The organism is Pseudonocardia sp. EV170527-09, from assembly GCF_008369905.1.
In the GTDB taxonomy this organism is placed as follows: Bacteria; Actinomycetota; Actinomycetes; order Mycobacteriales; family Pseudonocardiaceae; genus Pseudonocardia.
On record NZ_VRMC01000039.1, the window covers coordinates 13,579 to 39,412 of the forward strand.

23 protein-coding genes are annotated in these 25,834 nt (G+C 73.5%); 13 read left to right on the plus strand and 10 right to left on the minus strand.

Features of this window, described 5'->3' with window-relative positions:
- Positions 1 to 5: 5 nt before the first annotated feature.
- Positions 6 to 923 carry a pyridoxal 5'-phosphate synthase lyase subunit PdxS gene (gene pdxS / locus FVA95_RS14095; protein WP_075333495.1) on the plus strand — a complete coding sequence of 306 codons (918 nt, stop codon included), beginning with the start codon at positions 6 to 8 and terminating at the stop codon, positions 921 to 923.
- 245 nt (positions 924 to 1,168) lie between these two features.
- Positions 1,169 to 2,863, plus strand: coding sequence for a glycoside hydrolase family 16 protein (locus FVA95_RS14100; protein WP_149664628.1), 1,695 nt, complete (start codon positions 1,169 to 1,171; stop codon positions 2,861 to 2,863).
- On the opposite strand, the gene FVA95_RS14105 is transcribed toward FVA95_RS14100, so the two are convergent.
- Positions 2,864 to 3,424 (minus strand): helix-turn-helix domain-containing protein, encoded by a 561-nt coding sequence (locus FVA95_RS14105; protein ID WP_149664629.1) that lies wholly within the window; start codon positions 3,422 to 3,424, stop codon positions 2,864 to 2,866. It lies immediately after the preceding gene.
- A gap of 54 nt (positions 3,425 to 3,478) precedes the next feature.
- Here FVA95_RS14105 and FVA95_RS14110 point away from each other — a divergent pair, with 54 nt between their 5' ends.
- Genes FVA95_RS14110 through FVA95_RS14120 form a run of 3 tightly spaced genes read left to right on the plus strand, consistent with a single transcriptional unit; the run spans position 3,479 to position 5,975 of the window.
- Entirely contained in the window at positions 3,479 to 4,153 is a 675-nt protein-coding gene (locus FVA95_RS14110) for an AzlC family ABC transporter permease (protein WP_149664630.1), read from the plus strand.
- A complete protein-coding gene (locus FVA95_RS14115) occupies positions 4,150 to 4,458 on the plus strand; it encodes an AzlD domain-containing protein (protein WP_082375354.1) in 309 nt (102 codons plus the stop codon). The genes FVA95_RS14110 and FVA95_RS14115 overlap by 4 nt, the downstream gene beginning before the upstream one ends.
- A 53-nt stretch (positions 4,459 to 4,511) precedes the next feature.
- On the plus strand, positions 4,512 to 5,975 hold the full coding sequence (locus tag FVA95_RS14120; RefSeq protein ID WP_149664631.1) for a DUF2867 domain-containing protein: 1,464 nt from the start codon (positions 4,512 to 4,514) through the stop codon (positions 5,973 to 5,975).
- 117 nt (positions 5,976 to 6,092) lie between these two features.
- Here FVA95_RS14120 and FVA95_RS14125 read toward each other — a convergent pair whose 3' ends face one another.
- The 4 genes from FVA95_RS14125 to FVA95_RS14140 are packed head-to-tail and all read right to left on the minus strand — an operon-like array spanning position 6,093 to position 10,461.
- Positions 6,093 to 7,331 (minus strand): ABC transporter ATP-binding protein, encoded by a 1,239-nt coding sequence (locus tag FVA95_RS14125; RefSeq protein ID WP_020621863.1) that lies wholly within the window; start codon positions 7,329 to 7,331, stop codon positions 6,093 to 6,095.
- Between the two features lie 42 nt (positions 7,332 to 7,373).
- Positions 7,374 to 8,207, minus strand: a complete 834-nt coding sequence (locus FVA95_RS14130; RefSeq protein WP_020621862.1) for a carbohydrate ABC transporter permease — start codon at positions 8,205 to 8,207, stop codon at positions 7,374 to 7,376.
- Positions 8,207 to 9,169: a carbohydrate ABC transporter permease gene (locus FVA95_RS14135; RefSeq protein ID WP_149664632.1), complete on the minus strand. Its 963-nt coding sequence runs from the start codon at positions 9,167 to 9,169 to the stop codon at positions 8,207 to 8,209. Before FVA95_RS14135 ends, FVA95_RS14130 begins: the two co-directional genes overlap by 1 nt.
- Positions 9,166 to 10,461, minus strand: coding sequence for an extracellular solute-binding protein (locus tag FVA95_RS14140; protein ID WP_149664633.1), 1,296 nt, complete (start codon positions 10,459 to 10,461; stop codon positions 9,166 to 9,168). The genes FVA95_RS14135 and FVA95_RS14140 overlap by 4 nt, the downstream gene beginning before the upstream one ends.
- 225 nt (positions 10,462 to 10,686) lie before the next feature.
- Here FVA95_RS14140 and FVA95_RS14145 point away from each other — a divergent pair, with 225 nt between their 5' ends.
- From FVA95_RS14145 to FVA95_RS14165, 5 genes are all read left to right on the plus strand, one after another.
- Complete coding sequence (locus tag FVA95_RS14145; protein ID WP_149664634.1) at positions 10,687 to 11,712, plus strand: LacI family DNA-binding transcriptional regulator; 1,026 nt, start codon at positions 10,687 to 10,689, stop codon at positions 11,710 to 11,712.
- Positions 11,713 to 12,987, plus strand: a complete 1,275-nt coding sequence (locus FVA95_RS14150) for a DUF4032 domain-containing protein (RefSeq protein WP_149664635.1) — start codon at positions 11,713 to 11,715, stop codon at positions 12,985 to 12,987. It begins immediately after the preceding gene.
- Positions 12,988 to 13,048: 61 nt separating this feature from the next.
- On the plus strand, positions 13,049 to 14,455 hold the full coding sequence (locus FVA95_RS14155; protein ID WP_020621856.1) for an NAD-dependent malic enzyme: 1,407 nt from the start codon (positions 13,049 to 13,051) through the stop codon (positions 14,453 to 14,455).
- A gap of 148 nt (positions 14,456 to 14,603) precedes the next feature.
- Positions 14,604 to 15,233: a pyridoxal 5'-phosphate synthase glutaminase subunit PdxT gene (gene pdxT / locus FVA95_RS14160; RefSeq protein ID WP_149664636.1), complete on the plus strand. Its 630-nt coding sequence runs from the start codon at positions 14,604 to 14,606 to the stop codon at positions 15,231 to 15,233.
- 233 nt (positions 15,234 to 15,466) lie between these two features.
- Entirely contained in the window at positions 15,467 to 15,970 is a 504-nt protein-coding gene (locus FVA95_RS14165) for a hypothetical protein (protein WP_149664637.1), read from the plus strand.
- On the opposite strand, the gene FVA95_RS14170 is transcribed toward FVA95_RS14165, so the two are convergent.
- Both FVA95_RS14170 and FVA95_RS14175 read right to left on the minus strand, forming a co-directional pair.
- The gene (locus FVA95_RS14170) at positions 15,901 to 18,120 is read right to left on the minus strand and encodes a cation-translocating P-type ATPase (protein ID WP_149664638.1); all 2,220 of its coding nucleotides are present in this window, start codon (positions 18,118 to 18,120) and stop codon (positions 15,901 to 15,903) included. The two genes, FVA95_RS14165 and FVA95_RS14170, sit on opposite strands and share 70 nt — an antisense overlap.
- Positions 18,121 to 18,160: 40 nt before the next feature.
- Positions 18,161 to 18,439 carry a DUF1490 family protein gene (locus tag FVA95_RS14175; RefSeq protein ID WP_226362629.1) on the minus strand — a complete coding sequence of 93 codons (279 nt, stop codon included), beginning with the start codon at positions 18,437 to 18,439 and terminating at the stop codon, positions 18,161 to 18,163.
- 288 nt (positions 18,440 to 18,727) lie between these two features.
- Here FVA95_RS14175 and FVA95_RS14180 point away from each other — a divergent pair, with 288 nt between their 5' ends.
- Both FVA95_RS14180 and polA read left to right on the plus strand, forming a co-directional pair.
- On the plus strand, positions 18,728 to 19,477 hold the full coding sequence (locus FVA95_RS14180) for a YebC/PmpR family DNA-binding transcriptional regulator (RefSeq protein ID WP_020621849.1): 750 nt from the start codon (positions 18,728 to 18,730) through the stop codon (positions 19,475 to 19,477).
- 133 nt (positions 19,478 to 19,610) lie between these two features.
- Complete coding sequence (polA, locus tag FVA95_RS14185) at positions 19,611 to 22,406, plus strand: DNA polymerase I (RefSeq protein WP_083695858.1); 2,796 nt, start codon at positions 19,611 to 19,613, stop codon at positions 22,404 to 22,406.
- Positions 22,407 to 22,418: 12 nt separating this feature from the next.
- On the opposite strand, the gene FVA95_RS14190 is transcribed toward polA, so the two are convergent.
- Genes FVA95_RS14190 through FVA95_RS14200 form a run of 3 tightly spaced genes read right to left on the minus strand, consistent with a single transcriptional unit; the run spans position 22,419 to position 24,967 of the window.
- Positions 22,419 to 23,096 carry a hypothetical protein gene (locus tag FVA95_RS14190; protein WP_149664639.1) on the minus strand — a complete coding sequence of 226 codons (678 nt, stop codon included), beginning with the start codon at positions 23,094 to 23,096 and terminating at the stop codon, positions 22,419 to 22,421.
- 57 nt (positions 23,097 to 23,153) lie between these two features.
- The gene (locus FVA95_RS14195) at positions 23,154 to 23,819 is read right to left on the minus strand and encodes an MOSC domain-containing protein (RefSeq protein ID WP_240051482.1); all 666 of its coding nucleotides are present in this window, start codon (positions 23,817 to 23,819) and stop codon (positions 23,154 to 23,156) included.
- Positions 23,819 to 24,967, minus strand: a complete 1,149-nt coding sequence (locus FVA95_RS14200; protein WP_149664640.1) for an alpha/beta hydrolase — start codon at positions 24,965 to 24,967, stop codon at positions 23,819 to 23,821. Before FVA95_RS14200 ends, FVA95_RS14195 begins: the two co-directional genes overlap by 1 nt.
- 130 nt (positions 24,968 to 25,097) lie before the next feature.
- Between FVA95_RS14200 and ruvC the strand changes: the two genes are divergently transcribed.
- Positions 25,098 to 25,748: a crossover junction endodeoxyribonuclease RuvC gene (gene ruvC / locus FVA95_RS14205; protein WP_149664641.1), complete on the plus strand. Its 651-nt coding sequence runs from the start codon at positions 25,098 to 25,100 to the stop codon at positions 25,746 to 25,748.
- The last annotated feature ends 86 nt before the right edge of the window (positions 25,749 to 25,834 follow it).

The window sequence follows — 25,834 nt, forward strand, 5'->3', positions numbered from 1 at the left end:
CACCCGTGTCCGCAGCTGAGAACACCCCCGACACCGCCGGTCCGCAGCACGGCACCGCGCGGGTGAAGCGCGGGATGGCCGAGATGCTGAAGGGCGGCGTGATCATGGACGTCGTCACCCCGGATCAGGCCAAGATCGCCGAGGACGCCGGGGCCGTCGCCGTCATGGCCCTCGAGCGCGTCCCGGCCGACATCCGTGCCAACGGCGGCGTGGCCCGCATGTCGGACCCGGACATGATCACCGGCATCGTCGAGGCCGTGTCCATCCCGGTCATGGCGAAGGCCCGCATCGGCCACTTCGTCGAGGCCCAGGTCCTGCAGTCCCTGGGTGTGGACTACATCGACGAGTCCGAGGTGCTGACCCCGGCCGACGAGGCGCACCACATCGACAAGTGGAGCTTCACCGCCCCCTTCGTCTGCGGTGCCACCAACCTCGGTGAGGCCCTGCGCCGCATCTCCGAGGGCGCGGCGATGATCCGCTCGAAGGGCGAGGCCGGCACCGGCAACGTCGTCGAGGCCACCCGGCACATGCGCTCGATCCGCGCCGAGATCGGCCGGCTCGCCTCGCTCGACGCCGCCGAGCTCTACATCGCGGCCAAGGAGCTGCGCGCCCCGGTCGAGCTGGTCGCCGAGGTGGCCCGCACCGGGAAGCTGCCGGTCGTGCTGTTCACCGCCGGTGGCATCGCGACCCCGGCCGACGCCGCGATGATGATGCAGCTCGGCGCCGAGGGTGTGTTCGTCGGTTCCGGCATCTTCAAGTCCGGCGACCCGGCGCAGCGCGCGTCGGCGATCGTGAAGGCCACGACCTTCCACGACGACCCCGAGATGATCGCGAAGGTCTCCCGCGGTCTCGGTGAGGCGATGGTCGGCATCAACATCGCCGACATCCCCGACGAGCAGCGTTACGCCGCTCGCGGCTGGTAAGCACCCCCCGCTCCGCCCCGAGAGCCCCGTCCGGCACACCGCCGGACGGGGCTCTCGTCGTTCCGGGGGTCACGGTCCGGTGACCCGATCGGTCCCCCGGACGCGTGGGCCGCCCGTTCCGGACACGTTCCGCGGTCGCTCGGTGGAGGGTTGCCTACTCGATGTGGTGACAGAGGGGCTCGTGGTGACGCTGTGGCATCTAGCGTGCGGTGTGGATCAGGAGACCACTGTGATGGAGGAGCCTGATGGGACGCTCTGTGAGGGTCGTGGCGATCGCCGCCGCGATGTTGATCAGTTTTCCGGCCGCGGCGTTCGCGGACACCGGAGACGGTCGAGCGGGTGCGACGACGACCGCGGACTGCCCCACGACGGGCGCCGCCCCGGGCGGGGGAGCCGGTTCGGGTGGTCCGGCCACCGGCGGTGACGGAGGTGCCGGGACGGGGAAGCCCGGCACCTCCGCAGCCCCCGGGACGGCCGAGCCCGGGGGAGACGGTGCGTCCGGGAGTGGCTCCGGTGGCGACGGGGGATCGTCGGGGTCGGGTGGCTCGGGGAGCGATGCGAGGTCCGGCTCGGGAGGTGACCGTGGTTCCGGTTCCGGTTCGGGCTCGGGCTCGGGCTCGGGCGGAGACCAGGGGTCGGGTTCCGGTGGGGACTCCGGCAACACGACCTCGGGCACGGGCGACTCCGGCTCCGGCGACAAGGGGTCCGGCGACGACGCATCCCCGGGCGGCGACACCGGCTCCGGCGGCGACCAGGGTTCCGGCGGCGACCAGGGATCGGGCGCCGACAAGGGTTCCGGCGGCGACAAGGGCTCCGACGGCGACAAGGGCTCCGACGGCGACAAGGGCGCGGCAGACGACCCGGGCCACGACACGACCTCGGGCGACGGCCAGGGCGGTTCGGCCGGCGACCAGGGCGATCGGAGTGACCAGGCCGGATCCGGCGGCGACCAGGGTGGCGACCAGGGCGGAGAGCAGGGCTCACCCTCGGACACGACCTCGGCGACCGCGAACCCGGGCACGGCGCCCGGCGGCGCCACGACCACCCCGACCGACACCTCGGCCCCCGGCGCGACCCCAGCCCCCGGCGCTACCCCGGCCCCCGCGGACTGCACCGCAGGCGCGGCCCCGGCGGCCCCGGCGGTCCCGTCCTATCCGGGTGCGGCGACCAGCGCCGCCGTCGAGCACGGCTGGGGCGAGCCCACCAAGGTCGACGACTTCAACGGCGACGCCCTCACGGGCTGGAGCCCCTACGACGGCCCCGGCCACGCCGGCAAGGGGACCCGTTCCCCGTCGGCGATCTCGGTGAAGGACGGCGTACTCACCATCGACGGGGACGCCGACGGCACCACCGGTGGCATGGCCTGGTCGGACAGCAGCCAGAAGTACGGCCGCTGGGAGGGCCGGGTGCGGGCGCCCGCGTCGGACCCGTCGTACAACGCGTTGCTGCTGCTCTGGCCGACCGCGGAGAACTTCCCGGTCGGCGGCGAGATCGACTTCATGGAGATGACCGACCACCTCCGGCAGAAGACCAACCTGTTCCTGCACTACGGCGAGGACAACTCCCAGGTCCAGGGCTCGGTCGACATCGACGCGACCCAGTGGCACAACTGGGCGGTCGAGTGGACGCCGAAGGGCGTGACCGCCTTCGTCGACGGCAAGCAGTGGTGGCACACCGACGACACCTCGATCCTGCCTCCCGGGCCGATGCACCTGACCATCCAGCTCGACTGGTTCCCCAAGGGCGGCGGCGACGTGAAGCCCTCGGAGATGCAGGTCGACTGGGTCCGTCAGTACGCGCTGCCCGAGTCGGAGAAGGGTGACTCGGGAAGCTCGGGCGGCAACGACGAGGGGCTCCTCGACGGACTGCTGCACCGCATCACCGAGGGCGGTCCGGACCCCGAGCCCGGCTCGGCGACCCGCGGCGCGAGCGGCACCTGATCAGCGGTACTCCATCACCAGCACCGCGGTGGCCCCCGGCGTGAGCGCCCGGTAGCTGTGCGGCCGGTCGGCGGGGAAGGTGACGTGGTCACCCGGGTCGAGCTCGACCTCCTCGTCGTCCGGCCCGACGCTCCACCGGCCCGTGGACACCACCATGTGCTCGACGGTGCCGGGGGAGTGGGCGTCTGCCGTCCGCGCCGGCCCGGGTTCGCAGGTGATGAGGTGCAGGTCGCGGCGTGCGCCCGGCGGGCACGGCGACAGCAGCGTGCCGGTGTACGCGGCCTCCTCCGACCGGATGGCGGGACGGTCGGCGAAGCGCACCACCCGCAGCGGCGACGACGGCGGCTCCACCAGGGCGCTGAACGGCACCCCCGCGACCACGGCGATCGCCCACAGCGTCTCGACGCTCGGGTTCCCGGTCCCCGCCTCCAGCTGTGAGAGCGTCGACTTCGCGATCCCCGCGCGCCGGGCCAGCTCGGCCGAGGAGATCCCGAGGCGTTCGCGCTCCCGGCGGATGGCCGCCGCGATCGTCGCGAGTGGCGGCTCAGGCGTTCGGTTCATCGTTCTCCTCGTTCGACTTGACGAACACGGGCGGCGTTGTTCACTGTATCGGGCATGCGTTCGATACAGCGAACGACCCGCGGGGACGTCCGCGACGCGCTCACCATCTCGGTGGCCGTCGCCGTCGTCGGGGTGTCCTTCGGCGCGCTCGCGCCGGCCGCCGGGTTGTCCCCGGCCATGACGATGGCGATGTCGCTGCTGGTGTTCGCGGGCGGCGCCCAGCTCCTCGTCACCGGGGTGCTCGCCGCCGGCGGAGGCATGTGGGCCGCCGTCGCCGCGGGGCTGGTGCTCAACCTCCGGCACCTGCCGTTCGGCCTGGCACTGGCCCGCCACCTGGGCGGGGGCTGGGTGCGGCTGCCCGCGGCCCACGTCGTCACCGACGAGTCGACGGCGTTCGTGCTGGCCCGCACCGACGTCCCCGGGCGGGGGTGGCGTGCGTTCCGGATCCTCGGCGTCGTGAAGTACTTGTGTTGGCAGCTCGGCACCGCGGCCGGTCTCGTACTCGGCGCGAGCGTGCCGGACCCGGGCGCGTTCGGCCTGGATGCGGCCTTCCCCGCCGCGATGCTGGCGATGCTCGTCCCGATGCTGCGCCGGGTCGACGCCCGCCGGGTCGGTGCCACCGCCGCCGTGGTCTCGCTGGCCTGCGCACCGTTCCTGCCGGCGGGGCTGCCCGTGCTGGCCGGCCTGCTCGGCGTCACCGCCGCCGGACGGACGCAGGAGCAGCCGTGACCGTCGCCGCCCTGCTCGTCCTCGCCGGCGGGACCTACCTCATGCGGCTGCTGCCGCTCGTCCTGCACGACCGGGTCGCCCTGTCACCGCGCACCGTCCGCCTCGTCGAGCTGGGCGCGGTCGGGCTGCTCGTCGCGCTCGTCGCCACCGGCACCTGGTTCGAGGGGGCCGGGTTCGCCGGCTGGGCCCGCCCGGCCGGGGTGGCCGTGGCCGCGGGGGCGCTGCTGCTCCGGATGCCGTTCGTGCTGGTCGTCGTCCTCGCCGCGGCGACGACGGCCGGGCTGCGCCTGGCCGGGATCGGCTGAGCCGGTCGTCACCCCGGCGCGCGCCCCGCCCCGGGGACCGCGAGGATCACCCCATGCTCGTGCTCGTCCTCGGTGCCACCGGCTACGTCGGATCCCGGCTCGTCCCGCGCCTGCTCGACGCCGGCCACGACGTCCGGGTGCTCGCCCGCACCCCGGCCAAGCCGGCCGCGCACCCGTGGGGCGACCGGGTCGACGTCGCCCGCGGCGACGCCCAGGACGTGGCCGACGTGCGCCGGGCCTGCGAGGGCGTCGACGCCGTCGTCCACCTGGTGCACGCGATGGACGGCCCCGGCTACGCCGCACGGGACCGCGTTGCCGCGCACGCGCTGGCCGACGGGGCCGCCGCGGCCGGTGTGCGTCGCATCGTCTACCTGGGCGGGCTGCAGCCCGCGGCCGGCACCCGGCGGGTGTCGCAGCACCTGTCCTCGCGCCGGGAGGTCGGCGACATCCTGCTCGCCGGTCCGGTGCCGACCGCGGTGCTGCGCGCCGGGATCGTCGTCGGGACCGGCTCGGCCAGCTTCGAGATGATCCGCCACCTCACCGAGACGGCGATGGGCGGTCCCCTGCTCCTGCCGCTGCCCGACCGGGCGTGGAACCGGATCCAGCCGATCGCCGTCGACGACGTGCTGTACGACATCGTCGGCTGCCTCGACCTGCCCGCCGAGGTGGACCGGGCGTTCGACGTCGGCGGCCCCGACGTGCACACCTACCGCTCCCTGATGAGCGAGTTCGCCGCGGAGGCCGGGCTGCTGCGACCGTTCCCGGTGCCCGTCCCGCTGTCCGCGCCGCGGCTCACCGCCCGTGCCGTCGCCGCGCTCACCCCGGTCGGCCGGGGCCTGGCCGAGCCGCTGGTCGAGTCGATGCGCCACGAGCTGGTGGCCGACCCCGACGACCTCGCGGCCCTCGACGCGCTCATCGGCACCCCGCCCGGCGGACGGACCCCGTACCGCACCGCGGTCCGCCGTGCCCTCGACGGCGTCGGCGCGGCCGGACCGGGGCCGTCCGACCCGCCCGGCACCGGTCCGCTGGAGTGGTCGACGACCGACGTCCGCGACGTGGCCGCCCCCGCCCACGCCGTCTGGTCGGTGATCGAGACGCTCGGCGGCCCGCACGGCTGGTACACGGTCCCGGGCGTCGCGACGCTGACCGGCCACCTCGACGTCCTGGCCGGCGGGCCCGGCGTGGTCCCGCGGCGGCAGGGCGACGGCCCGGCCCGCCTCGTCCCGGGGGAGCCCCTGGACCGCTGGATCGTCGAGACGGTCGAGCCGGGGCACCGGCTGGTGCTGCGGGCCGCCGACCGGCTGCCCGGCGACGCCCGGCTGGAGCTCGCCGTCACCCCGACCGACCGGCTGACCAGCCGCTACACCCAGACCCTGCGGTTCGCCCCGCGCGGGATGGCCGGGCGGCTGGGGTGGCTGGCCGCCTACCCCTCGCAGCGCTTCGTGTTCGCGGTGATGGCCCGGACCCTGGCAGGGGTCGCCGAGACCCGCTACCGGCGCGAGGTCCGCGCCCTCTGACGCCCACGCACCACCCCGCTGGTCCGCCGCATGGGGTGCTGCTGCGCCCGGGACGCGGGAGGCGGGTGCCGGGACGCGTGGTGCCGCACCCGCACGGGCGCGGCACCACGCGGCGCGTCAGCCCTGGCCGCGGGCCTGCGCCACCTGCTCGGCGCGGTCCTCGGCCGCGAGCCGGGTCAGCTCGGCGCCGGCCTCGGGGTCGCGGGTGAGGTTCTCGCCCGACTCCGGGTCGAACACGTGGATCTTCCTCGCGTCCAGCCAGAACTCGGCGTCGCGGCCCTCCCGGATCCGGCTGGTCGAATCGATCGACACGATCGCCTGGGTACGCAGCTGGTCGGCATCGAGCTCGCGCGACAGCTCCTTGAGCTTGGTCTCCACCTCGGCCGGGGCCTCGTAGGGGATGTAGGCGTACTGCGAGTCGCCCAGCCACTCGGTCACGTCGACCTTCGCGGTGAAGGTGGACCCGACGTGCTTCTTCGCCTCGTCGACCAGGGAGGCGTCCTCGAAGTACTCCGGGCGGATCCCCACCAGCACCAGGTCGCGACCGGTGATCTTCTCGGCGCGCGCGGCGTCGAGCTCGATCGGACCGAACGGCGTCTCCAGCGTGCTCCCGGAGACCGTCGCGGGCAGGAAGTTCATCGGCGGCGACCCGATGAACCCGGCGACGAACAGGTTGACCGGCTGCTCGTAGAGCTCGCGCGGCGAGGCGACCTGCTGGATGACGCCCTTGCGCAGCACGCAGACCCGGTCGCCGAGGGTCATCGCCTCGGTCTGGTCGTGGGTGACGTAGACCGTGGTGATGCCGAGGCGGCGCTGCAGCCGGGCGATCTCGGTGCGCATCTGCCCGCGCAGCTTCGCGTCCAGGTTGGACAGCGGCTCGTCGAACAGGAACGCGTCGGCGTCGCGGACGATGGCGCGGCCCATCGCGACCCGCTGGCGCTGACCGCCGGACAGGTTTGCGGGCTTGCGCTGCAGGTGCTCCTGCAGCTCCAGGACCTTCGCCGCGGCGTCGACCTTCTGCCTGACCTCGTCCTCGGGTGCCTTGGCCAGGCGCAGCGGGAACGCGATGTTCTCGAAGACCGACAGGTGCGGGTAGAGCGCGTAGTTCTGGAACACCATCGACAGGTTGCGGTCCCGCGGGGCCTTGTCGTTGACCCGGTTGCCGGCGATGATCATGTCGCCGGAGGTGATGTCCTCCAGGCCGACGATCATCCGCAGCAGCGTCGACTTCCCGCAGCCGGACGGGCCGACGAGGATCATGAACTCGCCGTCGGCGATGTCCATGCTCACGTCGTTCACGGCCGGGAAGCCGTCCCCGTACTTCTTGACGATGTTCTTCATCTCGATCGACGCCATGGCCGGTCGGTTCCTTTCCGTGTTGCGGAGCGGCAGGGCGTGTCAGCCCTTGACGGCGCCGTTGGTCAGACCGGCGACGATGCGCCGCTGGAAGATCAGGACGAGCACGACGACGGGGATGGTCACGATCACCGCGGCGGCGGCGATCGGGCCGTTGGGCGACTCGAACTGCGACGCTCCGGAGAACAGGCCCAGCGCGGCCGGGACCGGGCGGGACGCGCCGGTCGAGGTCAGCGAGATGCCGTAGGCGAAGTCGTTCCAGGCGATGAAGAACGCCAGGATCGCGGTGGTGAACACCCCGGGCGTCGCCAGCGGGACGATCACCTTGCGGAACGCCTGCCAGGTGGTGGCGCCGTCGACCTGGGCGGCCTGCTCCATCTCCCACGGGATCTCGCGGAAGAACGCCGACATGGTCCAGATCGACAGCGGCAGGGTCAGCGACAGGTAGGGGATGATCAGGCCGGGCCAGGTGTCGTAGAGCCCGATCTGGCGCCACAGGTTGAACAGCGGCGTCACGATCGAGATGACCGGGAAGATCGCCACCGCCAGCGCGGTGGACAGGATCAGCTTCTTGCCCCGGAAGTCGAGCCGGGCGATCGCGTAGGCGGCGAACATCGACAGCACGCACGCCAGGAACGTCGCGATGATGCAGATGCCGAAGGAGTTGCGCAGCGCGGGCAGGAACAGCTCGGCCGCGTCGCCGACGAGGATCTGTTCGTAGTTGCTCCACGACACCGACGTCGGCAGGAACTGCTTGTTGGCGATGTCGTCGCTCGACTTCAGCGACAGCGACACGATCCAGCCCACCGGGAACAGGGCGTAGACGACGATCGCGATGCCGGCCACGATCCAGAGGACTCGCTCGCGGGTGGACATCACTTCTCCCCTCGGGCCTGGGACAGGTCGACCTTGAACCCCTTGATGAAGCCGACGCAGATGATCACGACGGACAGGAACAGCAGGACCGACACCGCGGAGCCGAGCCCGATCTCGACCCGGGCGATGGTCTGGCGGTAGGCCAGGAACGACACCGTCTCGGTGTTGTTCGCCCCCGCCGTCATGACGAACACCGAGTCGAACACGCGGAAGGCGTCCAGGGTCCGGAACAGCAGGGCGACCATGATCGCCGCCTTCATGTTCGGCAGCGTCACCTTCCACATCCGCTGCCACCAGGTCGCGCCGTCGACGCGGGCGGCCTCCTGCAGCACGTCGGGCACCTGGGCCAGACCCGCGAGCAGCAGCAGCGAGATGAACGGGGTGGTCTTCCAGATCTCGGCCAGGCAGATCACGAACAGCGACGAGCCGGTCGAGCCGAACCAGTCGGTGTCCGCCGAGACCCCGGGCAGCCAGTCGAACCAGGAGTTGACGAAGCCCGAGTCCAGGGAGAACGCGTACTGCCAGGAGAACGCCGACACGACCGTGATGACCGCGTACGGGATCAGGATCGCCGCGCGCAGGACCGGCCGGATCGCCTTGAGCGCGTTCATCATCACCAGCGCCAGCAGGAAGCCGAGCACCAGCTCGACCGCGACGGTGACGACGGTGATGAACACCGTGACGCCGAACGAGGTCCACCAGATCGAGTCGGTGAGGATGACCGCGTAGTTCTTCAGGCCGACGAACGAGATGTTCTCCGGGTCGGTCAGCCGGTAGTCGAACAGCGAGTAGTAGACGGCCTGGACGATCGGGTAGGCCGTCACCAGCAACATCACGGCGAACGCCGGCCCGGCCAGGTACCAGCCGAGCTTCTGCTCGGCGCGGGCCCGGTCGCTGCCACCGCGCGGGGCGGGCGTCGCCCCCGCGGCGGGGCGCGCCGTCGTCGACTCCGTCGTCGTCACAGGAGCTCCTCCTTGGCCAGGACCGCCTTGATCAGCGCGGCGGTCGCGGGACCGACGGTCGGCGGGTCGATGCCCGCGGTCGGGTGGTAGGTGCGCTGGATCGACTCGGAGACCTCGCTGTAGTACGGGGTCTGCGGGCGCGGCTTGGCCTGCTGCAGCGACTGGGCGATCACCGGGGCCATCGGGAACTTCTTCACCACGTCCGGGTCGGTGAACACCGAGATCCGGGCAGCCGGGTTGCCGTTGGTGAGGAAGTACTGCTTCTGGTTCTCGGTCGAGACGATGCACTCGGTGGCCTTGTAGGCCAGGTCGACGTGGTTGCTGAACGCGCCGACGCCGAGGTTGATGCCGCCGTAGGGCGGCGACGAGGGCCTGCCGGCCTCGGTCTGCGGGTAGAGCGCCGCGCCGAAGTCGTCCGGTGTGGACTGCGGGACGGTACCCGCCTCGACCGCGCTGTTGACCTTGCCCCAGACGAACGGCCAGTTCACCTGGAACATCGCCTCACCGGCCTGGAAGGCGTTGGAGTTCTCGTCCTCGGAGTTGGTCGAGAACCCGGGACCGCCGACGGCGGAGACGGCCTTCATGATCTCCGCGGCCTTCGTCGCGGCGGGGGAGTCCAGCCCGAGCTGCACACCCTCCGGGTCCTGCGGCGAGGCGTTGGTGATGATCTGGCCGCCGCCGCCCTCCACCAGCGCGTTCAGCCAGACGGTCAGCGACTCGGCCCGGATGCCCTGCGCCGCGATGATCGAGTTCTTGGACCGTGCGGCCGCCACGACCTGGTCCCACGTGACCGGCTTCGACATGTCCAGCCCGGTGCCGGCGACCTGGGACTTGCGGTACCAGAGCAGCTGGGTGTTGGCCCAGAACGGCACCGTGACCAGCTTGCCGTTCCAGCTCGCGCCCTCCTTCGCGGAGTTCACGATCCCCGCGGTGGTCCGCCGGGCGACGTCCTCGGGCACCGGGGCGAGGAACTTCGCCTCGGCGAACTCGGGGATGTAGGGCGGGTCGATGGACATGATGTCGATCGAACTGTCGTTCGCCGCGAGCCGGCGGATCAGCTGTTGGCGCTGCTCCGCGGACTGGCGGGGCAGCACCGACACCGCGATCGAGTACTCGCCGTTCGACGCCGCCGAACAACGCTGGGCGATCTCGGCCTGCCCGCCGTCGTCGGGGTTGATGTACCAGTTGAGGACCGGCGGGCCCGCGGGTGCGCCTCCGCAGCCCGCCAGCAGGGCGAGGGCGACGGCGGCCGCACCGGCGGCCAGCGTCCTCCTCCACCGTGTGCGACGCATGGTCAACTCCGAACTCCCGTGTTCGATACCGCTGCTGTCCCGACGCACGTCGGCGTCGCTGGAAGCGTTTCCAGCCGAGACTGTGAGCCCTTCACCCGGGAGTGTCAAGGCTCACAGCGCTCGCGCTGGTCGGCGACGATCCTTACTGATCAACAGGCGCTGGTCCAGCGCGGACGGATAACATCCGCTCTTGCAATCGCTTCCAGCTTTCGGCATACATGTGTCGTGCCCGAGCCGGTCAACCTGGCGGACGTGGCCCGGCTGGCCAAGGTCTCACCGGCCACCGCGTCGCGTGCGCTCAGCGATCACCCCCACGTCGCCGCGGCCACCCGTGCCCGGGTGTGGGGGGCCGCGCGCGCCCTGGAGTACGTGGTCAGCCCGGACGCCGCCGGGCTCGCGCGGGGCACCACGGGGCGGATCGCCGTCGTCGTCCCGCACCTGTCCCGCTGGTGGTTCGGGGCCGCGCTGGAGGGGCTGTCCGAGGTGCTGCGCGAGGCCGGTCGCGACCTGCTGCTGTACCACCTCGGCGACGCCGCGGCCCGGCGCGCGTTCTTCGCCGAGCTGCCCGCCCGGCGCCGCGCCGACGCCGTCGTGCTGCTCGGGTTCGGCGTCGACGACGCCGAACGTGCCCGGCTGGAGCGGATCGGTGTCGGGATCGTGTCGGCGGGGACCCGGATCGGGCACCACCCATCGGTGTCGATCGACGAACGCGTCGCCGGCCGCCAGGCCGTCGACCACCTGCTCCACCTCGGACACCGGAGGATCGGGATGATCGTCACCACCGACCCGGAGCTGGACCCGGGCCAGCCCGCGGGACGGGCCGCCGCCTACCGGGCCGCGCTCGCCGACGCCGGCGTCGGGTACGACCCCGCGCTGACGGTCTGCGTGCCGTGGAGCCCGGAGGGTGGGGCGCGCGCGATGGGCGAGCTGCTCGGGCTGTCCGACCCCCCGACAGCGGTCTACGCCCACACCGACGAGGTCGCCCTCGGTGCCGTCGCGACGCTGCGTCGGGCCGGGCTCGCCGTGCCCGGCGACGTGTCGGTCATCGGCATCGACGACCACCCACTGGCCGCGCTGACCGATCTGTCCACCGTGGCCCAGCCGGCGGCCGAGCAGGGCGCCGTCGCGGCCCGGATGGCGCTGGCGACGCTGGCGGGCGAGCCGGTCGACCCGCTCGCCACTCTGCCGACCCGGCTGGTCATCCGCGGTTCCACCGCCCCACCGGCCCGCGGCGCCCGGGGAGTGTCCTGAATGGACACTTCACCGGAGCTCGTGCTGCGGGCCCCCGGCCCCGAGCTGATTGCCCTGCCGTGGAACGAGCCGCTGGAGCACTGGGACGAGACGCGGGTCCCGTTGCGCGACATGGAGGTCGGTCCCAGTCGGCACCTCGTCCGGTTCGTCGAGGCCGACGGTGCACTGTGGGCGCTCAAGGACATGCCCGAGCGGATCGCCCGTCGCGAGTACGACGTGCTGCGCCGTCTCGAGCACCAGTGTCTGCCCGCGGTCCGCCCGGCCGGGCTGGTGAACCAGCCGGCGCACGAGACCGCGATCCTGGTGACCCGGTACCTGAGCGGGTCCTGGCAGTACCGCAGGCTGTTCCTGCGGCTCCCCCCGAACCGGCCGCGGCACCGCGCCCGGCTGTTCGACGCGATGATCTCGCTGTTGGTCGAGCTGCACCGGCACGGCGTGTTCTGGGGCGACTGCTCGCTGAACAACACCCTGTTCACCCGCGACGGGCAGACCCTGCAGGCCTTCCTCGTCGACGCCGAGACCAGCGAGGTGCACCCGGACGGCCTGTCCGACGGTCAGCGCGAGCACGACGTGACGATCCTGGTCGAGAACGTCGCCGCCGGGATGATCGACCTCGCGACCTCGCTGGAGCGGCCGCCGGAGATGATCCCGCAGCTGATCGACGAGGCCACCGCGCTGCCCGAGCGCTACCGCGAGCTGTGGGACGCCCTGCACGCCTCGCCGGTCTTCGCCTTCGGTGACCGCTACCGGGTCGAGGGTGCCATCCGCGAGCTCAACGACCTGGGCTTCGCCGTGGACGAGGTCTCCCTGCTCCCGGTCGGCGACGGCCGGTCCCGGCTGCACATCGCCGTCGGTGACCGGAACTACCACTCCGCGACGCTGCGCAGGCTGACCGGCGTCGAGGTGGGGGAGGGCCAGGCACGGATCCTGCTCGGCGACCTCAACGCACACCGCGACTGGATGCAGCGGCGCACCGGTCAGCCGGTCTCGGACCGCGCGGCCGCACGCAGCTGGATCGACCACTGTCTCGAGCCCGGCTCGGCCCGCGCGCACGCCGCGCTCGGCGGTGCCGGGGATCCGGTGCAGGCCTACTGCGACCTGCTGGAGGTGCGCTGGCTGCTGTCCGAACGGGCCGGTGCCGACGTCGGCAACGAGGCGGCACTGGCGGCGCTCGGGACCCGCGCCCCGACCGACTCGGCGGCGAAGATGGCCGTCGCCGACGCGCCCACCGGGCCGCTGCCGCGGATCCCCGCGGAGGAGCCCGACGACCGGTGACGTGCGTCGTCACATCGTTGACGCCCCGGTAACCACACGCCTGGCGGTACTGTTCGGGGCCGTGTCCATTCCCGGTCCCGGTTACGCCATCACCGCACGCGTCGACGCCCCCGCCAACCCGACCTCGGCCGGTGACCTCACCGCCGCCGTCGGCCAGGTCGGCGGCGTCGTCACCGCCTTCGACGTCGTCGAGGCGCGCACCGAGAGTCTCGTCGTCGACATCTCGGTCAACGCCCGCAACACCGAGCACGTCGAGGAGATCAAGGCCGCCATCGAGCAGCTCGAGGGCTTCTCGGTCCGCAAGGTCTCGGACCGGACCTTCCTGCTCCACCTCGGTGGCAAGATCGAGGTCCGCTCCAAGGTGAACCTCCGCACCCGTGACGACCTGTCGCGCGCCTACACCCCGGGCGTCGCGCGGGTGTCGATGGCGATCGCGGAGAACCCGTCCGACGCCCGCCGTCTGACGATCAAGCGCAACACCGTCGCCGTCGTCACCGACGGGTCCGCGGTGCTCGGCCTGGGCAACATCGGCGCCGCCGCGGCGATGCCGGTCATGGAGGGCAAGGCGGCGCTGTTCAAGCAGTTCGCCAACGTCGACGCGTGGCCGGTCTGCCTCGACACCCAGGACACCGAGGAGATCATCCGCACCGTCCAGCTGATCGCGCCGGGCTACGGCGGCATCAACCTGGAGGACATCGCCGCCCCGCGCTGCTTCGAGATCGAGCGCCGGCTGCGCGAGCTGCTCGACATCCCGGTCTTCCACGACGACCAGCACGGCACCGCGGTCGTCGTCCTCGGCGCGCTGCGCAACGCGCTGCGCGTGGTCGGCAAGAAGTTCTCCGACGTCCGCGTGGTCGTCTGCGGGGTCGGTGCGGCCGGCTCGGCGATCATCCGGCTGCTCGGGTCGGAGGAGACCGCCGACGTCGTCGCGGTCGACGTGGACGGCATCGTCCACACCGGACGCGAGGGGATGGACGACAACCTCGCCTCGATCGCCGCGCAGACCAACAAGGACGGCAAGCAGGGCACGCTGGCCGACGCGCTCGTCGGGGCCGACGTCTTCATCGGGGTCAGCGCGCCGAACCTGTTCGGGGAGACCGAGCTGCGGTCGATGAACGACGACGCGATCGTGTTCGCGCTGGCCAACCCGGACCCCGAGGTCGACCCGACGCTGGCGATGCGCCACGCCGCCGTCGTCGCGACCGGGCGGTCGGACTACCCGAACCAGATCAACAACGTGCTCGCCTTCCCCGGTGTGTTCCGTGGCCTGCTCGACGCGCAGGCCCACGACATCACCGACGAGATGATGCTCGCGGCCTCCGCGGCGATCGCCGACGTCGTCGCCGAGCCGAACCCGTCGTTCATCGTGCCGAGCGTGTTCGACCAGAGCGTGGCCCCGGCCGTCGCCGAGGCGCTCCGCAACGCCGCCACGAAGCAGGCCAAGCGCGGCGAGGTCGAGGCGGGCTGACCCGGCCCACCGGCGGGCGACCACCCCGGACGACGCGGGCACCGGCGCGGACGCCGGGCCGCGTTCGACGGGGAGGTCGCCGTACGGTGCCGCGGCTCACCCCCGGACGGGCGGTTGCCGCAGGTCGGGCGGGTCTACGCTGGTCGGCATGGCGGTGAGGATCGGTGTGCTGGCCCTGCAGGGCAACGTCCGCGAGCACGTGGCGGCGCTGACCGGGGCGGGTGCCGAGGCCGTGCCGGTCCGCCGTGCGTCCGAGCTGGCCGCGGTGGACGGCATCGTCCTGCCCGGTGGTGAGTCGACGACCATGTCGAAGCTGCTCGACACCTTCGAGCTGCTGGAGCCGCTGCGTGCCCGGCTGCGTGAGGGCCTGCCCGCCTACGGCTCGTGCGCCGGCATGATCTTGCTGGCCGAGGAGATCCTGGACGGGCGGCCCGACCAGCACCAGCTCGGCGGGCTCGACGTCGTCGTGCGGCGCAACGCGTTCGGCCGGCAGGTCGACTCCTTCGAGACCGACCTGGAGTTCACCGGGCTCACCGGTGATCCGGTGCACGCGGTGTTCATCCGGGCTCCGTGGGTGGAGAAGACCGGCGGCGAGGTCGAGGTGCTCGCCACCGTCCCCGCCGTCACCAGCACCGGTGCCGACGCCGGTGAGGCCTCGGGGCGCGCGGTCGCGGTGCGGCAGGGCCCGGTGCTCGCCACCTCGTTCCACCCGGAGCTGACCGGGGACCGGCGGGTGCACGCACTGTTCGTCGACATGGTGCGGGCCGCCGCCGGGTGATTCGGTGCGGGCCGCCGCCGGGTGACCCGGTGGGCGCAGGCCGCCACGGCCATGGCGACGGTCCGGGAGCTGGTCGCCGCGAACGCGGCGACGAGCAGGTCGTCGGGGTTCGGGGGTTCCGGCCGCCGCCCTGGCGAGGCGGTGGCGGCAGGCCCCCGGGGTGGGGGTTGCCCCAGGTGCACCCGGGGGAGCGCCGTGTGGGCCGATCGGCCGGCCGCGGGGAGCATGGCGTCATGACCAGCACCGTCGTGCCCACCGGGTCGCGCCCGGCCCCGCCGTCCGCGGTGGGGCTGAGCGTCGCGCTGTGGCTCGGCGCGATCCTGGCCGGGTTCGCCGAGACCCTGGTCCGGCTGGTGGGCCCGGTGCCGCCCTCGGTCGTGGAGATCCTCGCGCGCGGCGGGATCTACCTGGTGCTGGGCGTGCTGGTCGTGCAGCTGCTCTCCGGGCACGACGTGCACCGCTGGACCGTCGTCGGCGTCCTGGGGGTGCTCGGCACGGCGTCACTGGTGGTGGGGCCGCTGCGGGCGCTGGCGGACGGGGGATCGGTCGGCCTGTTCCTGACGACCGCGACCGGCCCCGAGCTGGCCGCCGCCGCGCTGCGCGCGCTGCACATGGCGGAGGTGCTCGCCGCCGTCGTGCTGCTGTTCCACCCCGCTGCGCGGACCTTCTACCGCGCGTCCGCCCGCACGACCTCGCCGTCGACGACCGTCGCCGGTGCGGCGGGCGGGAGCCGGTAGCGGATCAGCCGGGAGCTGTTCGCGACGACGGCGACGCTGGAGGCGTTGTGCAGGATCGCCGCGACCACCGGTGACATCGCGCCGCCCGCGGAGACCAGCAGCCCCGCCGCGTTCACCGCGATCGACATGCCGTAGTTCTGCCGGATCAGGGTGATCGAGCGCCGTCCCAGGTCACGCAGGTCCAGCAGCGCGCCGAGGTCGTCCGCGGCGAGGGCCACGTCGGCGGTCTCCACCGCGACGTCGGTCCCGGCCACGCCCATCGCGATCCCGATGTCGGCCAGCGCCAGTGCCGGGGCGTCGTTCGTGCCGTCGCCGATCATCGCGACGGTGTGGCCCTGCTCCTGCAGCGCCCGCACGACGTCCTGCTTCTGTTCGGGCATGACCTCGGACCGGTACTCGGTGATGCCGAGCTCCTCGGCGACGGCCTTCGCGGTCTGCGGGTGGTCGCCGGTGAGCATGACGATCCGGGTGACGCCGTCGGCGCGCAGCCGCTCCAGCACGTCGCGGGCCTCGGCACGCACGGTGTCGCGCAGCGAGACCAGCCCGACCAGCGTGCCGTCGACGGCCAGCAGCAGCGGGGTCTCCGAGGCCTTCTGCAGCCGTCGCACCCAGTCCGCGGCCTTGCGCGGCACCGTGACGCCCTGCGCGCGGAGCAGGTCGCGGGACCCGATGAGCAGCACCCGGCCGTCGGCCTGGACCCGCATGCCCTGGCCGAGCAGGACCTCGCACTCCTCGTGCGGCGGGATCTCGATCCGCCGCTCCTCGGTGGAGCGGATGACCGCCTGGGCCAGCGGGTGCCGGGAGTGGATCTCCGACGACGCGGCGTGGGCGAGGACCTGCTCGGGCGACCAGTCGTCGTGGAAGGAGATGACGTTGGTGACGATCGGGCGGCCCTGGGTCAGGGTGCCGGTCTTGTCGAACACGACCGCGTCGACCCGCCCGGCCGCCTCGAGGTGCGCACCGCCCTTGATGAGGATGCCGCGCCGCGCGCCGTTGCCGATCGCCGCGGAGATCGCGGTCGGGGTGGACAGGCCGACCGCGCACGGGCAGGCGATGAGCAGCATCGTCATCGCGCGCCGCACGTCGCGGGTGGCGATCAGGGTCAGTGCCGAGAGCAGGAACGACGCCGGCACGAACCGGCGGGAGAAGTTCTCGCCGACGGTCTGGATCGGGGCCCGGTCGCCCTGGGCCTGCTCGACCCGGTCGATGATCCGGCCGATCGCGGTGTCCTGGCCGACGGCCGTCGCCCGGACCACGATCCGCCCGCGCAGCAGCACCGACCCGGCGTGCAGGGTGTCGCCGGGGGCGACCGAGACCGGCAGCTGCTCGCCGGTGATCGCGGCCTGGTCGGCGACGCCCCCGCCCTCGACGACCTCGCCGTCGACGGGCAGCACGATCCGCTCGTGCACCACGACCTCGTCGCCCACCGAGAGGTCGGCGATGTCGACCTCGACCTCGACGGTGCTGCCGTCGGGGGTGACCGTGCGGGTCCAGGTGCGGGTGGTGGCGCCGGTGAGCAGCTCGGAGATGGCGCGCCGGGAGCGGCGCAGCGTGAGGTCCTGGAGGTACTCGCCGATGTTGAGCAGCCACAGCACCGTCAGCGCGTCGACGTTCTCGCGCAGCACCAGGCTCGCGACGGTCGCCGCGGACACCAGCGCATCGGTGCCCGCGCCCTTCCCGCCGGCGAGCGCCCGCAGCGCACCGCGCAGGAACGGGTAGCCGGTGAAGATCGTGACGCCGGTGGCGACGGTGCGGCTGGCGGGGCCCAGCAGCGGCGGGCGGCGGAGCGCGTAGCGGCGGAATCCCAGTGCGGCGAGCGCGACCCCGCCGACGACCAGCCGGGCCAGCTCGCCGTTGTGCTGGTCGGCCGAGCGCGGTGTGCGGGCCGCGGTGGCCTCGGGCTCGGCGCCCAGGCCCTTGCCGATGGCCTCGACGAGCTCGACACGCTGGCAGCCGGGGCGGTACCAGACCACGACGTTGCCGGTGCGCGGGTAGGCGTGCACCTGACGCACCCCGCCGACGTGGTCCAGCTCGTCCTCGACGGCCACGGCCAGCGCCGTCCGCCCGCGCAGCGCGGGGACGGCGAAGCGGACACGGCCCGCGGCGTCACTGAGGACGGTGGCCTCCGGGCCGGCGGTGTCGGTGCTCACGGTCTCGCTCGTCTCGCTCGTCGTGCCCGGAGGACCGGGATCAGTGCTCGTGGCCGTGCCCGTGCCCGTTGCCCGGCGCGGGGGCCTCCTCGCCGATGCGGCCGCGGGCCTCGGAGACGATGTCGGCGGTCGCCAGGCGGGCCTTCTCGGCGCCGGTCTCCGCGGCGCGGGCGCCCTTGAGGCCCCAGGTGGTCACCGAGACGGCGGCCTCGCGGACGGCGCCGGAGCGCGCGACCTTCTTGACGCCGTCGTAGGCGACCGCGCCGGCCAGCCCGCTCACGACGAGCCCCACGGCCTTGCCTGCCACTGCTCCGAACACGTGCGCTCCTCTCGCGACCGGCGCCCGGTGCAGGTGCCGACAACGGTTGTCAGAGTAGTCCTCGCCGGGTTCCCGACGGGACGCGGTGGCGAACCATAGCGGATCATGCATGTGTCCTCGTGGGGTGGGGTCTGCTCGGGCCCGACCCGGCGCGGAGCCGCGTCGTCGGTAGCATTGACGGGTTCCCGCAGGTCGGCCCGACCGCAGCTCGCGCTGCGGGGCGTCGGACCTGCCCCTCACCGCGCGTCGTGTGCGTGGTGCGAGCACGAGAGGTGGGCAGACGAGCCGATGAGCGGTCACTCCAAGTGGGCGACGACCAAGCACAAGAAGGCCGTGATCGACGCCCGCCGCGGCAAGATGTTCGCCAAGCTGATCAAGAACATCGAGGTCGCGGCCCGGACCGGCGGCGGTGACCCCGACGGAAACCCGACGCTCTACGACGCCATCCAGAAGGCGAAGAAGAGCTCGGTCCCGAACGACAACATCGACCGTGCGGTCAAGCGTGGTTCGGGTGCCGACGCCGGTGGCGCCGACTACCAGACGATCACCTACGAGGGCTACGGCCCGAACGGGGTCGCGGTGCTGGTCGAGTGCCTGTCCGACAACCGGAACCGGGCGGCGACCGAGGTCCGGACCGCGATGACCCGCAACGGCGGCACCATGGCCGACCCGGGGTCGGTGGCGTACCTGTTCAACCGCAAGGGCGTCGTGGTGCTGCCGAAGGCCGACCTGTCCGAGGACGACGTGCTGATGGCCGTCCTCGACGCCGGCGCCGAGGAGGTGAACGACCTCGGCGACAGCTGGGAGGTCGTCTCGGAGCCGACCGACGTCGTCGCGGTGCGCACCGCGCTCCAGCGCAGCGGGATCGACTACGACTCCGCGGAGGCGGTCTTCGTCCCGTCGATGCAGGTCGAGCTGGACGCCGAGGGTGCGAAGAAGGTCTTCAAGCTGATCGAGGCGCTCGAGGACTCCGACGAGGTCCAGAACGTCTACGCCAACTTCGACGTCTCCGACGAGGTCATGGCCGAGGTCGGCTGAGCGGCGCGGTCCCGTCCCGGTGCGGCCGTCCCCCTCGTGGGGCGGCCGCTCCGTCGTCTCCGGGGCCGGCCCCGTCCGGGAGCCGACCCGCGGCCGCGTTCACTGTCGGGGGTCGGTTCTAGACTCGCCGCCGATGAGCACAGCGACGCAGGGCACCCAGAAGTCGGCCTCGGCGAAGAAGAAGGCACCGGCGAAGCCGCGCCTGTTGCTGCTCGACGGCCACTCCCTGGCCTACCGGGCGTTCTTCGCGCTGCCCGCGGAGAACTTCCGCACCGGGACCGGGCAGACCACGAACGCGGTCTACGGCTTCACCTCGATGCTGATCAACCTGCTGCGCGACGAGGAGCCGACCCACCTCGCGGTGGCCTTCGACGTGTCCCGCACGACCTTCCGCTCCGAGCGCTACGCCGAGTACAAGGCGAACCGCTCGTCGACGCCGGACGACTTCCGCGGCCAGATCGACCTCATCAAGGAGGTCCTGGGCGCGCTGAACATCCCGGTCTTCGCCGTCGACGGGTACGAGGCCGACGACCTCATCGCCACCCTCGCCACCCGGGCCGAGGCACGCGGCTTCCAGGTGCTCATCACCACCGGAGACCGCGACGCGTTCCAGCTGGTGACCGACGACGTCACCGTCCTGTACCCCAAGCGCGGCGTGTCCGACCTCGGCCGGATCGATCCGGCCGAGGTCGACAAGCGTTACGGGCTCACCCCGACCCAGTACCCGGACTTCGCGGCGCTGCGTGGCGACCCCTCGGACAACCTGCCCTCCATCCCCGGGGTGGGGGAGAAGACCGCGGCGAAGTGGGTCCGGGAGTTCGGTTCGCTCGCGGAGCTGACCGACCGGGTCGACGAGGTGAAGGGCAAGGCCGGGGACAACCTGCGGGCCAACCTGGCGAACGTGCTGCTCAACCGCCAGCTCACCGAGCTGGTGCGCGACGTCGACCTCGGCGCCGATCCCGAGGAGCTCGAGCTGCGCCCCTGGGACCGTGACGCGGTGCACCGCCTGTTCGACGAGCTGGAGTTCCGGGTGCTGCGCGAGCGGCTGTTCTCCACGCTGTCCTCCGCCGAGCCCGAGGCCGAGTCCGTCTTCGAGGTCGCCGGCGAGGTCGTCGCCCCCGGCGCGGTGCGGGCCTGGCTGGACACCCACGCCCGCGACGGCCGTCGCGTCGCGGTGAGCTTCGCCGGGGTCACCGGCCCGATCGCCGGGCGCGACCTCGACGGGATCGCGCTCGCCGCGGGCGAGCCGACCGTCGAGCAGCGGGCAGCCGGCGCCACCGCGGGTGTCCCGGCCGCCGGCTACCTCGCGCTGACCGGCCTCACCCCGGACGACGAGGCCGCGCTGGGCGACTGGCTCGCCGACCCGTCCGTGCCCAAGGCCGCGCACGACGTGAAGCCGGTGCTGCACGCGCTGCGGGCGCGGGGCTGGACCCTGGGCGGGCTGACCAGCGACACCGCGCTCGCCGCGTACCTGGCCAAGCCCGGGCAGCGGACCTTCGACCTGGCCGACCTCGCGCTGCGCTACCTGCGTCGCGAGCTGCGCACCGAGGAGCCCGCCGACGGTCAGCTGTCGTTGCTGGGCGGCGAGGAGGAGGCCGACGCCCGGGCCGCCGAGCAGGAGATGCTCGCGGCCTCGGCGATCGCCGAGCTCGCCGACGCCCTCGACGCCGACCTCGCCGAGCGGGGCGGCAGCGAGCTGCTGGCCGACCTCGAGCTGCCGCTGGCGTTCGTACTGGCCGACTGCGAGGCCGCCGGGATCGCCGTCGACGGCGAGACCCTGTCCGACCTGGAGTCCGACTTCGGCACCCAGGTCCGGGAGGCCGCGCGGCAGGCCTACGAGGTGATCGGCAAGGAGATCAACCTCGGCTCGCCCAAGCAGCTGCAGGTCGTGCTGTTCGACGAGCTGGAGATGCCCAAGACCAAGCGCACCAAGACCGGCTACACCACCGACGCGGACGCGCTGGCGAGCCTCTACGCGCAGACCGAGCACCCGTTCCTGCAGTTCCTGCTGCAGCATCGCGACGCGACCCGGCTGAAGGTGACCGTCGACGGGCTGATGAAGTCCGTCGCCGAGGACGGCCGGATCCACACCACGTACTCGCAGACGATCGCCGCGACCGGCCGGCTGTCCTCCACCGACCCGAACCTGCAGAACGTGCCGATCCGCACCGCCGCCGGGCGCCGGATCCGGGACGCGTTCGTCGTCGGGTCCGCGCCGGACGGCACGCCCTACGCCGAGCTGCTCACCGCGGACTACAGCCAGATCGAGATGCGGATCATGGCGCACCTGTCCGAGGACGCCGCGCTGATCGAAGCCTTCCGCTCACAGCACGACTTCCACGCCGAGACCGCCGCCCGGGTCTTCGGCGTCGCGGCCACCGAGGTGACGCCCGAGCAGCGCGCCAAGATCAAGGCGATGAACTACGGCCTGGCCTACGGGCTGTCGGCCTACGGCCTGTCCGGGCAGCTGCGGATCTCCACCGAGGAGGCGAAGGGGCTGATGGACGACTACTTCGCCGGGTTCGGCGGAGTGCGCGACTACCTCGCGGGAGTCGTCGACCAGGCCCGCAAGGACGGCTACACCGCCACCATCCTGGGGCGGCGGCGCTACCTGCCCGACCTGACCAGCGACAACCGTCAGCGTCGGGAGATGGCCGAGCGGATGGCGCTCAACGCCCCGATCCAGGGCAGCGCGGCGGACATCATCAAGGTCGCGATGCTCGGGGTGTACCGGGCGTTGCAGGCCGAGGGGCTGCGCAGCCGGATGCTGCTGCAGGTGCACGACGAGCTCGTCCTCGAGGTCGCCGAGGGCGAGCGCGAGGCCCTGGAGGCGCTCGTGCGTCGTGAGATGGCGGCCGCGGCGGACCTGTCGGTGCCGCTGGAGGTGTCGGTGGGGTCCGGCCGGAGCTGGGACGCCGCGGCGCACTGACCCGCGCCAGGGTCAGCCGGCGACCGCTCCCGGGGTGGGCGCGGTGCCGGCTCCCGTGCCGAGGGCGGGTACGGAGCGGGGGCGCAGATGTCCCGGTGCCAGGATCCGGGCGGCGCGGCCCAGCTCCGCGACGAGCTGCTCGACCGCGACGTCCTGACGGCGGGCCGTGGCGTGCAGGATCGCGCAGAGCCGCCCGACCGTGTCGGCGGTGTCGGCCGTGCCCGCGTCGCCCGTGGTGTCGGCCGTGCCTGCGGTGCCTGTGGTGCCGGCCGTGACACCGGTCGTGGTGTCGGCCGTGGCGCCGGTCGGGGTGGCACGGGGGCCGGTGCGGCGTCGGATGTCGCGTTCGTGGCGCAGCACCGCGGCCAGGTCGCGCCCGGCGGCGGCGAGGACGTCGGCGTCGTCGGTGTGGACCGAGACGACCGCCTCGGCGTCCCCGGCCGCGGCCACCGCGCGTTCCGCGGAACGCGACCACGCCCGCAGCGCACGCCGCCCGGCCAGCGACGGGGGAAGCCCCAGACCGTCGGACTCGGCATCGGCCAGGGCGACCAGCAGCTCCCCGATCAGGACGGCCCGGCGGGCCCAGGTCGCCCGGTCCCCGGGCAGACCCCGGTGCACAACGACGCCCCCCTGCGCGGGGACGGCCGGTGGCACGTCGGGGCGGCGGGGATGCGGGACCGGGGACGACATCGGCGTCACCTCCTGCGGTGCCGACGTCGGTAGGGTCGCAAACCCTCCCACCTGCTGTTACGGCGCGGCGGCGGACGGTGCGGGCCCCCCGCCGGACGGTTCGTGCCCGGCGTCCGGCGGTGCGGCTCCCGGCGTCGCGGATCCCCGCGGTGCGGCTGTCGGCGGTAAGGCCGTCTGCGGTGCGGCCGCCGCCCGTTCCAGGATCGTCAGCTCGGCGGGGCCGACGCGGAGCACGCCGTCGTCGAGGGGCTCGCAGCGGACCCCGCCCCGGCCACGCAGCGCGGCCCACGCGCCGTCGCCGATCTCGGTGTCCATCCAGCGGCACGGCGCGGCGGCGCGGTGCGCGCGGAAGCGGACCGGGCCGTCGCCGGAGTCCAGGGCGAACAGCGCGCCGGTGCCGCCCCGGCCCGGTGCGGCGAGCGCGTCGACCGGGGCGCCCCGCAGCACGATGTTGCGCCGCGCCGCCCGCGGGGTCGCGGTGGCCTCGACGACGTCGCCGAGGACCGTGCGCAGGTGGTCCAGCGACTCCGCGGCCAGCAGCGTCACCGCGGCCCGGGCGTGCGCCGGTCGGCCGGCGTAGCGGTCGCCGACGATCCCGTGGCCGGCGCGCACCCGGACCTCGTCGCGCAGCGGCGGCTCCGGGTCGGGACGCGGCCCGTCGGCGGGCCTGCCCTCGTAGGCGTGCCGGGAGGCGACCACCAGTGCGGTGATCTCGACCCGCATCAGTTCAGCCCGGTCAGGAAGCGGATCACGGCCTCTCGGGTCAGCTGCGCACCGGGACTGCCGAAGGGGCGGTCGAAGACGTGGTCGGCGTAGGGGACGGTGACCAGCCTGCCGTCGACCCCCGCGGATCGGAGCTGCCGGTCGTAGGCGGCGACCCGGTCGGGCAGGACGTAGTGGTCCGCGGAGCCGACCAGCAGCAGGGTCGGTGGGAGCCCGGGTCGCACCTGCTCGGCGGGGGAGAGCAGCCGCAGCAGGCCCGGCGCCTGGTCGGCGGTGCCGCCGAACAGGGTGCGCGCCACGTCGGGGTCGACCAGCGTCAGGTCGACGGGCGGGTAGTAGGCGACCACGCCGACCGGCGGCGGGCCGGGCGTCGGCGGTGGGGCGTCGGCCGGGCCGGTGCCGCCGTACGCGGCGGGTGCCTCGGAGCACGCCAGCGTCCCGTCGAGCAGCCCGGAGGTGACCGACAGCGCCAGCGTCGCCCCGGCGGACTGCCCGCCCAGGACCAGCCGCGCGGGGTCCAGACCCGCCTCGCCCGCGTGCGCGCGGACCCAGTCGACGGCGCACGCGACGTCGCGCTGCTGGTCACGGCCGACGGGCTCGGGCGGCGGCAGCCGGTAGTCCACCGCGGCGACCGCCCAGCCGCGCTCGGCGAGCCACCGGTTCAGCGCGGTGCGGTCGCTGCGGTCCCCGCTGGTCCACGACCCGCCGTGCACCCAGACCATCGTCGGATGTGGACCCGCGCCGGTCGGCAGGTAGAGGTCCAGCGTGCGGCCGGGGGCGAACTCCACCGACCGGTCGGGCTTCCCGTCGGGCTGGCCCAGCTCGGTCAGCGCCGCCGTCCAGTCCAGCGGGACGCCCTGCTCGGACGCGGCCCGGCCCTGCGCGGCCAGCACCGTGACCGACCCGACGACCGCCGCCAGGGCGAGCACCGCCGTCGCGACGCCGGTGAACCGGGCGCCCGCGGCCCGCGCGGCCAGCCCGAACAGGATCCCCAGCACTCCGGCGAGGGCGACGTGCAGCGGGTATGCGCCGGACAGGAACGACCCCGCGAGCCCGATCGCCGGGGTCTCGGGGCGGAACGTCCCCACCAGCACGACCAGCAGCAGCGCGGCCCACACCCACGCGAGGACCCGGAGGAACGACGTCACCTGCGCACCCTGTCATCCCGCTCCGTCCGGCCCGGCCCGGACCCGCCGGTCCGGCGTGCCCGCCCGGATGGGACCGTCCCGACCGGTACGGTTCTCGAACGGCTGTGCGGTCCGAGGCGAGGGGGACGCGGTGCGGGTGCTCGGGGTCGACCCCGGACTGACGCGGTGCGGCATCGGCGTCGTCGAGGCCGGTGCGGGCCGGACCGTCGGGTTCGTCGACGTCGGCGTCGCCCGCAGCGAGCCGGCCCTGCCGCTGGAACGGCGGCTGCTCGCCGTCGCCGACGAGGTGGAGCGCTGGGTGGCCCGGCACCGACCCGACGTGATCGCCGTCGAGCGGGTGTTCAGCCAGAACAACGTCCGCACCGTGATGGGCACCGCGCAGGTCAGCGGCGTCGTCGCGCTCGTCGCGGCCCGGGCGGGGCTACCGGTCGCCTTCCACACCCCCAGCGAGGTGAAGGCCGCCGTCACCGGTGAGGGCCGCGCGGGCAAGGCGCAGGTCACCGCGATGGTCACCCGGCTCCTCGGCCTGGACGCACCCCCGAAGCCCGCCGACGCCGCCGACGCGCTCGCGCTCGCCATCTGCCACTGCTGGCGCTCACCGATGATCGACCGGATGGCGCAGGCCCAGGCCCGCGCCGAGGAGCTGGCCGCGGTGCACCGGGCCCGGCTGGCCGAGGCCCAGCGGGAGCGGGGTGGCACCCGGCCCGGTGCCGCCGAGCAGTGGGCCGCGGCACGCGCGGCGGCCGACGCCCGCTCGGCCGGCGGGTGGCGCGCGCGCTGACCCCTCTCGCCCGGTGGTGGCGTGGTGTCGCGTGCGGTCCGGTCGGTGCGGCCCGGTAGCGTCGGTGCTCGAACGGTCGTTCGTCG

Bases quoted from the DNA above. Each gene is read 5' to 3' on its own strand.
- FVA95_RS14110 (WP_149664630.1), top strand. From the start codon at position 3,479: ATGCGTTCGATACAGCGAACGACCCGCGGGGACGTCCGCGACGCGCTC.
- FVA95_RS14140 (WP_149664633.1), bottom strand. From the start codon at position 10,461: ATGCGTCGCACACGGTGGAGGAGGACGCTGGCCGCCGGTGCGGCCGCC.
- FVA95_RS14180 (WP_020621849.1), top strand. From the start codon at position 18,728: ATGAGCGGTCACTCCAAGTGGGCGACGACCAAGCACAAGAAGGCCGTG.
- FVA95_RS14120 (WP_149664631.1), top strand. From the start codon at position 4,512: ATGCTCGTGCTCGTCCTCGGTGCCACCGGCTACGTCGGATCCCGGCTC.
- FVA95_RS14100 (WP_149664628.1), top strand. From the start codon at position 1,169: ATGGGACGCTCTGTGAGGGTCGTGGCGATCGCCGCCGCGATGTTGATC.
- polA (WP_083695858.1), top strand. From the start codon at position 19,611: ATGAGCACAGCGACGCAGGGCACCCAGAAGTCGGCCTCGGCGAAGAAG.
- FVA95_RS14130 (WP_020621862.1), bottom strand. From the start codon at position 8,207: ATGTCCACCCGCGAGCGAGTCCTCTGGATCGTGGCCGGCATCGCGATC.
- FVA95_RS14195 (WP_240051482.1), bottom strand. From the start codon at position 23,819: ATGCGGGTCGAGATCACCGCACTGGTGGTCGCCTCCCGGCACGCCTAC.
- pdxT (WP_149664636.1), top strand. From the start codon at position 14,604: ATGGCGGTGAGGATCGGTGTGCTGGCCCTGCAGGGCAACGTCCGCGAG.
- FVA95_RS14165 (WP_149664637.1), top strand. From the start codon at position 15,467: ATGACCAGCACCGTCGTGCCCACCGGGTCGCGCCCGGCCCCGCCGTCC.
- FVA95_RS14150 (WP_149664635.1), top strand. From the start codon at position 11,713: ATGGACACTTCACCGGAGCTCGTGCTGCGGGCCCCCGGCCCCGAGCTG.
- FVA95_RS14105 (WP_149664629.1), bottom strand. From the start codon at position 3,424: ATGAACCGAACGCCTGAGCCGCCACTCGCGACGATCGCGGCGGCCATC.
- FVA95_RS14125 (WP_020621863.1), bottom strand. From the start codon at position 7,331: ATGGCGTCGATCGAGATGAAGAACATCGTCAAGAAGTACGGGGACGGC.
- FVA95_RS14190 (WP_149664639.1), bottom strand. From the start codon at position 23,096: ATGTCGTCCCCGGTCCCGCATCCCCGCCGCCCCGACGTGCCACCGGCC.